General features: G+C 41.5%; 10 protein-coding genes. 4 read left to right on the forward strand and 6 right to left on the reverse strand.

From position 1 onward, the window contains the following. Nucleotides 1–4 precede the first annotated feature (4 nt). Genes mnmE through rpmH form a run of 6 tightly spaced genes read right to left on the reverse strand, consistent with a single transcriptional unit; the run spans nucleotide 5 to nucleotide 4573 of the window. Nucleotides 5–1486: a tRNA uridine-5-carboxymethylaminomethyl(34) synthesis GTPase MnmE gene (gene mnmE, locus VMW39_02375; GenBank protein HUW22863.1), complete on the reverse strand. Its 1482-nt coding sequence runs from the start codon at nucleotides 1484–1486 to the stop codon at nucleotides 5–7. 14 nt (nucleotides 1487–1500) lie between these two features. Then, a complete protein-coding gene (jag, locus tag VMW39_02380) occupies nucleotides 1501–2193 on the reverse strand; it encodes an RNA-binding cell elongation regulator Jag/EloR (protein HUW22864.1) in 693 nt (230 codons plus the stop codon). 19 nt (nucleotides 2194–2212) lie between these two features. After that, complete coding sequence (gene yidC / locus VMW39_02385) at nucleotides 2213–3769, reverse strand: membrane protein insertase YidC (GenBank protein HUW22865.1); 1557 nt, start codon at nucleotides 3767–3769, stop codon at nucleotides 2213–2215. 29 nt (nucleotides 3770–3798) lie between these two features. Further along, the gene (gene yidD, locus VMW39_02390; protein ID HUW22866.1) at nucleotides 3799–4008 is read right to left on the reverse strand and encodes a membrane protein insertion efficiency factor YidD; all 210 of its coding nucleotides are present in this window, start codon (nucleotides 4006–4008) and stop codon (nucleotides 3799–3801) included. 5 nt (nucleotides 4009–4013) lie between these two features. Continuing rightward, the gene (gene rnpA, locus VMW39_02395; GenBank protein HUW22867.1) at nucleotides 4014–4424 is read right to left on the reverse strand and encodes a ribonuclease P protein component; all 411 of its coding nucleotides are present in this window, start codon (nucleotides 4422–4424) and stop codon (nucleotides 4014–4016) included. 14 nt (nucleotides 4425–4438) lie between these two features. Next, entirely contained in the window at nucleotides 4439–4573 is a 135-nt protein-coding gene (gene rpmH, locus VMW39_02400; protein ID HUW22868.1) for a 50S ribosomal protein L34, read from the reverse strand. 478 nt (nucleotides 4574–5051) lie between these two features. Here rpmH and dnaA point away from each other — a divergent pair, with 478 nt between their 5' ends. The 4 genes from dnaA to VMW39_02420 form a co-directional block, all read left to right on the forward strand. Then, nucleotides 5052–6413 carry a chromosomal replication initiator protein DnaA gene (dnaA, locus tag VMW39_02405; protein ID HUW22869.1) on the forward strand — a complete coding sequence of 454 codons (1362 nt, stop codon included), beginning with the start codon at nucleotides 5052–5054 and terminating at the stop codon, nucleotides 6411–6413. A 426-nt stretch (nucleotides 6414–6839) separates the two neighbouring features. Further along, the gene (gene dnaN / locus VMW39_02410) at nucleotides 6840–7964 is read left to right on the forward strand and encodes a DNA polymerase III subunit beta (protein ID HUW22870.1); all 1125 of its coding nucleotides are present in this window, start codon (nucleotides 6840–6842) and stop codon (nucleotides 7962–7964) included. Between the two features lie 202 nt (nucleotides 7965–8166). Continuing rightward, complete coding sequence (locus VMW39_02415; GenBank protein HUW22871.1) at nucleotides 8167–8475, forward strand: DUF721 domain-containing protein; 309 nt, start codon at nucleotides 8167–8169, stop codon at nucleotides 8473–8475. Continuing rightward, the coding region (locus VMW39_02420) for a HAMP domain-containing sensor histidine kinase (protein HUW22872.1) at nucleotides 8465–9469 on the forward strand (1005 nt) is incomplete at its 3' end. The genes VMW39_02415 and VMW39_02420, both read left to right, overlap by 11 nt.

Here is a 9469-nt window from a genome sequence, read left to right on the forward strand (position 1 = left end):
TTTTTTATTTGCCTATACAGAATTTGGAGAAGATTCTACTTAAAATATCTTCAGTGGCAGTCTCTCCCACAATTTCTCCCAGCGCCTTCAGTGCCCGGCGTAAATCGAGGGCTATAAATTCTTCCGACTCTCCCCTCCCGCAAGCTTCTATTCCCTTTTTTAAGGATTCTTCAGCTTTTACCAGAGCATCTTGATGCCTAACGTTTGTAACCAGAACAGCATCAGAGATACTCACTTCTCCCTTAATAAATAGATGGTAGATTAGCTCTTGTAAATCTTTTATTCTTGTCTTTTTGGTTGCTGATACTTTAATTAAAGGCGGGTTTCTCAGAATAGAGGGATTGCTTAAACTGTCATGTGCGGGGTTAGCTGAATTAACCGATAATGATTCTTTTTCGGGCTCAAGTCGATTAAGGCAAGATGCCCACAGTTCTCTTATTTCTCCCTCAGATACCACCTGGGGAAGGTCACATTTATTAGCCACTAAGATTGTTTTCCTGCCCAGTAGGTTTTCTGCGATATGACAATCCTCTTCGCTCAAGGGTATCGATAAATCGATTACAAAAAGGACAAGGTCTGCAAGTGCAATAGCCCTTCTCGTCCGTTCTATCCCTGCCATTTCAATTTCATCCCGGGCACGTCTGATTCCCGCGGTATCCATAATCTTCATGGGAATGCCGAGAATATTAACCATATCTTCAACCACATCTCTGGTCGTTCCCGGAACAGGAGTTACAATCGCCTTATCCTCTTCAAGAAGCACGTTCAACAGGGAGGACTTCCCCACATTAGGCTTGCCCACTATGGTTGTCTGCAAACCTTCTCGTAAAATTCTTCCTGATTGCGCAGACTTCAGAAGTTCTTTTAACTCCCCGGAGAGTTTCTCCATCCTTTCCGCTAATTCTCCTCGGGAAAGATGGGGAATATCCTCTTCAGAATAGTCGAGGCAAGCTTCAATGTGGGCCAGAAGGTCTACTATACAGTCACGAATCCTGTTTACAGTTATAGATAAGTGTCCTTCCATCTGGTGGAGTGCACAATTCAGGGCGGCGTCAGTTCGAGACCTGATTATATCACAGACTGCCTCGGCCTGGATAAGGTCTATTCTGCCATTTAGGAAAGCTCTCAGGGTGAACTCCCCCGGCTCTGCTAACCGGGCACCTTCCATTAAACATAATTCCAGAACCTTGCGCAGGGGAACTATCCCCCCATGGCAAGAAATCTCTGCCACATCTTCACGGGTATAAGTATAAGGCGCCCGCATCACGCTGAGGAGAACTTCGTCTACCAATTTTTCTCTATCGTAGATGTGTCCATAATGGATGGTAAATGTGTCTACCCCGGCTAAATTCTTCTTCCTTTTGGGAATGAACAGTCTCAGCACAATGGGGATAGCCTGGCTTCCACTTAAGCGGACAATGCCAAATCCGCCCTCCCCCATTGGAGTGGAGATGGCAGCAATTGTATCCTCTGTATCAATGTTCAAATCGAACCTCTCTCCTATTTCTTCTTTGGAGAGACCACCACTTTCCTGAAATTGCCTTCTCCCTGTGAGGTAGTCTCCACATCCCTATCATCCTTCAATGCAAGATGGATTACTCGGCGCTCAGCGGGATTCATTGGTTCTAACTCACGAGACCTGCCCTTACTCTTCACTTCATCAGCCACCTCCCCGGCCATCTTCACTAATGCATTCTCCCGTCGCTGACGATAATTTTCAGTATCTACAATTACCTTTGTTCTCGTCTTTTCGTCTCTATTCACAATTAGATTCACAATTAGCTGGAGGGCATTTAGAGTCTGACCTTTCTTCCCGATTAGAATTGCCCCGTTTTCACTTTTGATGTCTGCCACTACCTTCTCCTCTTCTAAGGAGGTGGTTACTTCTGCTTCCATTCCCATTAATTTTAGGATTTCATTCAGTTCTTCCTTTACTTTTTTCTGAGCAGAAATAAGATTGCCGCCAGAAAGTTTCTCCCGAGCTGCTTTTCCTTTCTCTTCAGCTTTTAAACCTTTCAAAGGCTTAACTATCAGCTTGATTTTAGCCGGGCTTGCCCCCATGAGACCAAATAATCCTGCCTTGCCTTCATCGAGAATCTTTACTTCCACATCGTCCCGGGAAAGGCCGAGCTCTTTTAATCCTTTCTCAATTGCTTCCTCGACATTCTTACCACTAAATTCTTTCTCTTCCATTGGAAAATCTCCTATAAATTCAGGCTTTAACTTTCGACTTCCTCTTCATAATCAATTGCATTGTTAAGGTGAGAATATTATTCGTTAGCCAGTAAAGAACCAGACCCGAAGGGAACTTCAGGAAGATAACCGTAAAGAAAACAGGCATAAACATCATCATTTTAGACTGCGCAGGGTCACCGGTGGCAGTCAACTTCTGTTGCAAAAACATTGTAGCTCCCATCAAAATTGGTAAAACATAGATAGGGTCTTTCATGGATAGGTCTTCTATCCAGAATATAAAAGGCGAATGGCGGAGCTCAACTGCGTTTCTAAGCATGGTGAACAGTGCCCAGAATATAGGAATCTGTAAAATCATCGGCAGACAACCACCAAAAGGGTTCATTTTCCGGGAACGATAAAGATTCATCGTTTCCACATTAAGTCTTTTGGGATCATCTTTATATTTCAACTTCAATTCCTTCATCTTCGGCTGAAGGCTTTTCATTGCCTCCATCGATTTGAAACTTTTCCTGGTCAAAGGAAAGGTGAACACCTGCAATATACAGGTTAAAATGATTATAGAGAAGCCATAGTTATAAGTTAGCCTATAAAAAAAGTTTAAAACAGATAGAAAGATTGTGCTTAAGAATCCGAAAAGTCCAAAGTCGAGAGTGCGTTCCAGACCAATATTAAAATTCTTCAAGTACCCATAGTCCTTGGGCCCCACTAATAGATCAACTTTGTAACTCTTAATCTGGTTGGGCTCTAAAATAGAAGAGGGAGCAATCAGACCAACAGCAGGAGTATGCTTATCGAAGATTTCCACTTTACCCGTAGAGAAATCCTCTTCCCCGTTAATAAATGCAGCAAGGAAGTATCGGTTGGTTACACCTATCCACTCTATCTTACCCGTATAAGTGCTGGGTTTCAATTTTTTGATAACCATCCCCTCAATCCTTCCCTGTGCTTTCATCATCTTCATATTCTCTTTAAGTAAAGCCTCGTCTATGGATAACCCTGCCTGCCATAACAGGGTCAGATTTCCTATCTGTTGAGGGATTTTGGACTGGTTATGAATTCTCACTTCCAGACTTTGCAGATAACCTCCATAGGAGAACCGGTATATCTTGGAGAGAAGCAGTCCCTTACCCAACCGATAATTGAAAAGAACTTCTCCTTCCTTGCCCTCCTCCAATACGAGTTCTTCCTCCTCTGTTTGGAAATGGGCATGGGAAAGTCCAGGAAAGCCCTCTATCTCCAAATCGAGAGGTAGAATCCCCTGGCTACGAAAGCTCTCCAGAACGAGGTCGACTGCATTTCCTTTCTCCTTAATAGACCATTCCAGCACTCTTGCTCCCTGGGTGGCGAGGACAATTCTGGAAGTGTCGGTGACTACTACTACTTGTTTAGCCTCTTTGTCAAGTTGCAAAGCTCGAGGAGAAACCCTCGCTTCCCTGTCAATCTCTTCCACTCTCTCCTCTCTTTCTGTAACAGGAGCAACTTTTTTCTCCACGGGAGGAGGGCGCAAAAATCTTGACCAGACCAGAAGAATTATCATGGAAATGACTACAGCAAGTATCGTTTTTTTCTCCATTGAATTTCCTTTCTAATTTAGAATAAAATTTATTTTACAGGGTCGTAACCTCCGGGGTGGAAAGGATGACATTTCAAAAGTCTTCTTATTCCTAAGAATGCCCCCTTCACTATTCCGTATCTCTTGAGGGCTTGAATTGTATACTCCGAACAGGTAGGATAGAAACGGCAAGCCCTGGGGAGAAGAAATGAAATCTTCTGATAAAATTTAATCACCATTACAATTATATTTACTGCCATTTCCCTCAATCCCTCACTATCCTCGCCCTTCCCCAGAGATGCAAAATTCTCTTTTCCAACTCAAAGTAATCGGCTAATTCCCTGGCAGAAGAACGGGCGATCAAGATTATTTCCATCCTGTCTTTTAAGCGGGACTGGTGGAGGCGAAACACTTCCCGCATCCAGCGTTTAATGCGATTGCGAATTACCGCCTTACCAATCCGCCTGCTTACAGAAAGTCCCATCCTGGGTAATCGACTCTCTCCCTCTTGAGTTACTTCTTTCGACGGGCAAGTAAGCGGATTTATCTGGGAAGACTTCTCCAGGACATACACAACTAAATACTTATCCGCATAGGATTTCCCTTTTTTCATAATTTTTTTAAATTCGGCCTCACGTTTTATCCTCTGCTGTTTTTCCAGGGCAAATTTTTTCATAACCAAAGATTCTTCTAAGAAGACAACCTTCTTCTCTTCTTTTTTCTCCTTGCCCGCAAAATCCTCCGGCCACCCTTTGTGGCCATTCTCTTTTTGAAGCCGTGAGTTCTCTTTTTTCTTCTAACTTTTGGTTGGTAAGTCCTTTTCATCTGTTCTCACACCAATCTAAAATTTTTTTAAATTGTATCTTTTATTTCTTCTCTTGTCAAGGATTGGTTCGAGGTCAAAAACTTTTCCCCTAAAAAAAATGTTGACAGGGTTTAAGAAGAATAATATAATATCTTCGGAAATTTTTTTCTACATTAGGCAAAGGCTATCAAAGTTCTGTCCCTTTACCCCATTACTGCCTGAGGTTTATCCCCAAACCCCTGGATTGACGACAGGCAGTTTCATTTCTCTTACCAAAAGAAATTTGATAAATTCTGAATTATAGATATCTCAAACCAAAAATCGGATTACTCTTTTCTAAGTTATGCACACCTGTTAACAACCTGTTAGTAACTTTCCGCAAATCGGTGACATGGCTCACGGTTCTTTGATGCTTGTAATTGGTAGGCATAATTGATTCTACAGCATAATGAATTCGTGAAGGAGAACTATCTGAAATCGGTGGAGAAGGGGGCAAAAATGGTGCTGTCCGCAGAGCAATTATGGGACGAAATTCTAAATAAACTCAAGGAAGAAATGCCCAAAGATAGTTACGAACTCTGGTTCAAACCCACAAGAGCCGTATCTTTTGAAGACAATATCCTAAACGTTCAGGTGCCCAATAGGTTCTTTTCCAAATATTTACAAGAGAGGCACAAGGGAAAAATCGAAGAATTATTAAGAGTAACTACTGCCTCAGAAGCGCAAATAATTTTCACCATTGACCCCCAATCCCACATCCAGGAAAAGGAAAGAAAAGATGAAGAAATTGAACCGACATCGATTGCCGCAGACGAGACTACCTTCGCCACAATGGAATTCAATCTCAAGTACACCTTTGAGAATTTTGTGGTTGGTCCTTCTAATCGTTTCGCTCACGCAACTGCTGAGGCGGTAGCCAATGACCCTGGAAAAGCCTACAATCCTCTATTCATATATGGAGGAGTGGGCTTGGGGAAAACACATTTATTACAGGCTATTGGACACTATAATAAAAAACAGAACCCCAGGCTCGCTGTTCTCTATATCACATCGGAAAGATTCACCAATGAACTTATTGAATCGATCCGAAACGACAGGATGGTAGAATTCCGCAACAAATATCGCCATCTGGATGTTCTTATGATTGACGACATCCAATTTCTGGCCGGGAAAGAAAGCACGCAAGAAGAATTTTTCCATCTTTTCAATACCCTTTATGAAGCTCACAAACAGATTGTTATTTCCTCTGATTCCACTCCCAAGGAGATACCTACTATCGAAGAAAGGCTCCGCTCCCGATTCCAATGGGGAGTAATTGCCGATATCCAGCCGCCTGATATAGAGACCAGAATTGCCATCTTAAGAAAGAAAGCAGGGGCAGAAAACATCTTCATTCCAGACGATGTAGTTCTGTTTCTTGCCAGCCAAATAAAGTCCAACATCAGAGAGTTGGAAGGGTGTTTAATCAGAATTGTGGCATTTTCTTCATTGACCGGAAGTGAAGTTACTGTGGACCGGTCTAAAGAAATTCTAAAGGATATAATTACCAAAGAAGAGATTGCTGTTCCCATAACCATAGAACTGATTCAAAACGCAGTGAGTAAACATTTCCATCTGGATGTTAAAGAGATGAAAAGTAAAAAGAGAACAGATGCCGTTGCTTTTCCCAGGCAGGTGGCAATGTATCTGGCCAGAACCTTAACCGAATATTCTACGACAGAGATTGGGACGGACTTTGGTGGCAGAGATCATACAACAGTAATGTATGCTTGTGAAAAGATTAAGATGAAACTTGCCGGCGACCCTTTCTTCGCCGCTCTCGTAAATAGGATAACGCAGGAAATAAAGACTGGAGTATAAAAGAGAAGTTCGGGATTTGGTTTGCTCGCTGACAATTTTTTGTAAGCATCCCGATAATAATCGGGAATAAACGGAGGCAAAGCTTGCGCTTTGCTGCTATAATCTTCGATTTTTGGCTAAAAATTCTAATGCTCGCTACACCAAATCTCCTCGCATGGTGAATATATAAAATGTTGGGGATAATATGTTGATGGATTGTGAATAAGGTGAAGATACAGTGAATAAATTTTCAAAAATTGATTTCTTGTGCATTATCTTAATATTTTATAATCTTTATTCACATCATATTCTTCTTTAAGTATTTTTCCAAAAAATAAGTTAAATCTAAATTTTTCTCGTTCTTTTAACTTTATTAACATATTAACATCCCCTACTAATACAGACTACTAATCTTAATATTTAAAAAAAAGAAGAAGGAGGAAGAAAATGCAGATTAGTTGCAAACGAGAAGAATTGCTTAAAGGAATTCAAACAGTGCAAGCTGTGGTAGGAACTAAGAGTACTCTCCCTGTACTGGCAAATGTTCTATTGGAAGCTAAGGGAGAAAAAATGGATATGACAGCCACAGACTTAGAAGTAGGAGTAAGATGTTCGGTAAAAGTAGAAGTTTCCGAACCGGGGGCGATAACTCTGCCAGCAAGGACTCTCTCGGAGGTGGTGCGAGAATTACCCTCTGAGGAGATTAACATCAAAGTTGACGAAAAGAGTCGGGTACAAATTAATAGTGGGCAAGCAATTTTTAATCTGTTGGGATTGCCTAAAGAAGATTATCCCGCGCTACCAAAATTCAAAACTGACGGGGAATTCTCTATTGACCGGGAATCGTTAAGTGAAATGATTAAGAAAACCATCTTTTCTGTTTCCCAAGATGAGACTCGCTATGTTCTCTGTGGGATATATTTTCGCGTGGAGAAAGGAAAGGTTAGAATGGTTTCCACTGATGGCCGGCGATTGTCTTATATTTCCAAAGACATAGAAATTGATAAGAAAAAGGAAGTAAAAGTAATCATTCCCACAAAGGCGGTCAATGAGCTTAATAGAATCCTAACACAAATTTCCACAAGAGAAGAAACCGAAAAAGAAGGCAAAGTAAGAATAAATATTGAGGAGAATCAAGTAGGCTTTATGATAGGTGATACTATTTTGATTTCCAGATTAATCGAGGGTCATTTCCCCAATTACGAACAGGTCATTCCCAAAAGCAGTGAGATCAAGCTTAAAATAAAGACTGAAGCACTGTTACAAGCAACCAGGAGAGTTGCCCTGTTGACTACCGAAAAGTCTAACTCGATCAGGTATTCGCTGAAGAAGAATGAACTAGTTATTAGTGCCAATACAGAAGGGCTCGGTGAGGCTCGAGACGTGGTGGGAGTCGATTATGCTGGCAAGGAGATGGAAATTGCATATAATCCCCAATTTCTGATAAGTGTCTTGAGAAATATTGGCTGCGAGGAAGTCTGTTTAGAACTGACCAATTCCCTCAATCCATGTTTAATAAGACCAACAACCGGGGAAGATTATATTTCTATAGTCATGCCTATGAGAATATGATATAATATTTAAAGTAAAATTGATTCTCAAAAAACACTAAACCGGGCGTTCTGCAAAATATCAAAGTCTGGAGTCCTCCCGAAAGGGAGAGGTGGAGTGTCAAGCGAAAGCTTGACTCAGTGAAACTCTCGTTTCACACTCCAGAATTTAATTACCTTGCTTTCGCAAGGACTCCATATATAAAGAGGAGAGACCGGGTATAGTGACATACCTGAGGGAAATAAAAGGAATAGTTAAAGAAACTTTCCGAAAGTTTAATCTGGGCGAGGAGAGTCAGAAGTTGTTCACTATCTGGCAAGAAGAGGTGGGTGGACTGGCAAAGCATGCCCAGATTGGTAACTTTCGAGAAGGCAAATTGTTGGTAGAAGTAGATAACCCTGTGTATATGCAGGAATTGTCAGCAAAAAGGAAGTCTATAATGGATAGAGTAAATAAAAGGATGGGCAAAAGATTTATTGTGGAGGTTCGTTTTAAGCTTGGTAAAACAGATAGGAGTAGAAGTGAAGATTAAGACAAAAATCGTTCTTTTTTCCGGTCTATTTTTATGCGGAATTATAGGGGGATTAATCGCCGCGGGTTTTTTCTTAGAAAGGTGGGTTTTCCTGCTTTTAGGTATAATAGGAATAGTTTTAGGAATTCTTGGAACATTGGTTATGGCCAGCCGAATATCGGGCAGGGTCGAAAAATTAACCACTGTAGCAAAATCTATTGCCAGGGGCCAATTCGCTAGGGTGATAGAACCAGAAAATGACGAGTTAAGCCATTTGGGCGCAGAATTGAATTGGATTGCTGAAAAACCCGGAGAACTGGAGCGTTTAAAGAGCACCTTTATTTCCAGTATTTCCCATCAATTCAAGTCTCCTCTCACAGCCATAGAAGGTTATATTGATTTTTTTATTGAAGGAATAGATGCTGGAATCGGGAAGGAAAAGCAGATTAAAGCATTAAACATAATGAAACATAATGCTTCCCGCCTGGGCAAGTTGATTAACGATGTCCTTGACTTGGCTGAGATAGAAGCCAGACAGCTTGAGATTAAGAGGCAGCCTTTTAATTTAGGCGAGGTCCTTGAAGAAGAGGCAGGAGAGTTTCAATCTCTTGCCCGGAAGAGAGAGATTGAAATCGAGGTGAAAAAAGAAGAAAAAATGGGACAGGTTTTAGGGGATAGAAAAGAGCTGAAAAAGGTCATAGATAACCTTTTAAGTAATGCGCTGAAGTTCAACCACAGGCAAGGCAAGGTGGTTATAGAGGCAAAGGAGACCGGTGGTCAGGCAGGAGAAAGCAGTGGTTTCGTTGAGGTGTCCATTAGCGACACGGGATGCGGCATACCAGAAACGGAAATTTCAAAGGTATTTGATAAATTTCGCAGGTTGACTCTGGAAGATGAGACAGTGATGGAAGAATTGAAGGGGCCTGGTTTAGGGTTGGCAATCTCTAAAGGTATAGTGGAGGCACAGGGTGGGAAGATATGGGTGGAAAGTGAATTGGGGAAAGGTAGCAAGTTC

The organism is bacterium (genome assembly GCA_035530055.1).
Taxonomy (GTDB): domain Bacteria; phylum UBA6262; class WVXT01; order WVXT01; family WVXT01; genus WVXT01.

What these genes read in the sequence shown, in the direction of transcription:
- jag (HUW22864.1), bottom strand. Translation starts at nt 2,193, where the DNA reads ATGGAAGAGAAAGAATTTAGTGGTAAGAATGTCGAGGAAGCAATTGAG.
- yidC (HUW22865.1), bottom strand. Translation starts at nt 3,769, where the DNA reads ATGGAGAAAAAAACGATACTTGCTGTAGTCATTTCCATGATAATTCTT.
- yidD (HUW22866.1), bottom strand. Translation starts at nt 4,008, where the DNA reads ATGGCAGTAAATATAATTGTAATGGTGATTAAATTTTATCAGAAGATT.
- rnpA (HUW22867.1), bottom strand. Translation starts at nt 4,424, where the DNA reads ATGAAAAAATTTGCCCTGGAAAAACAGCAGAGGATAAAACGTGAGGCC.
- rpmH (HUW22868.1), bottom strand. Translation starts at nt 4,573, where the DNA reads ATGAAAAGGACTTACCAACCAAAAGTTAGAAGAAAAAAGAGAACTCAC.
- dnaA (HUW22869.1), top strand. Translation starts at nt 5,052, where the DNA reads ATGGTGCTGTCCGCAGAGCAATTATGGGACGAAATTCTAAATAAACTC.
- dnaN (HUW22870.1), top strand. Translation starts at nt 6,840, where the DNA reads ATGCAGATTAGTTGCAAACGAGAAGAATTGCTTAAAGGAATTCAAACA.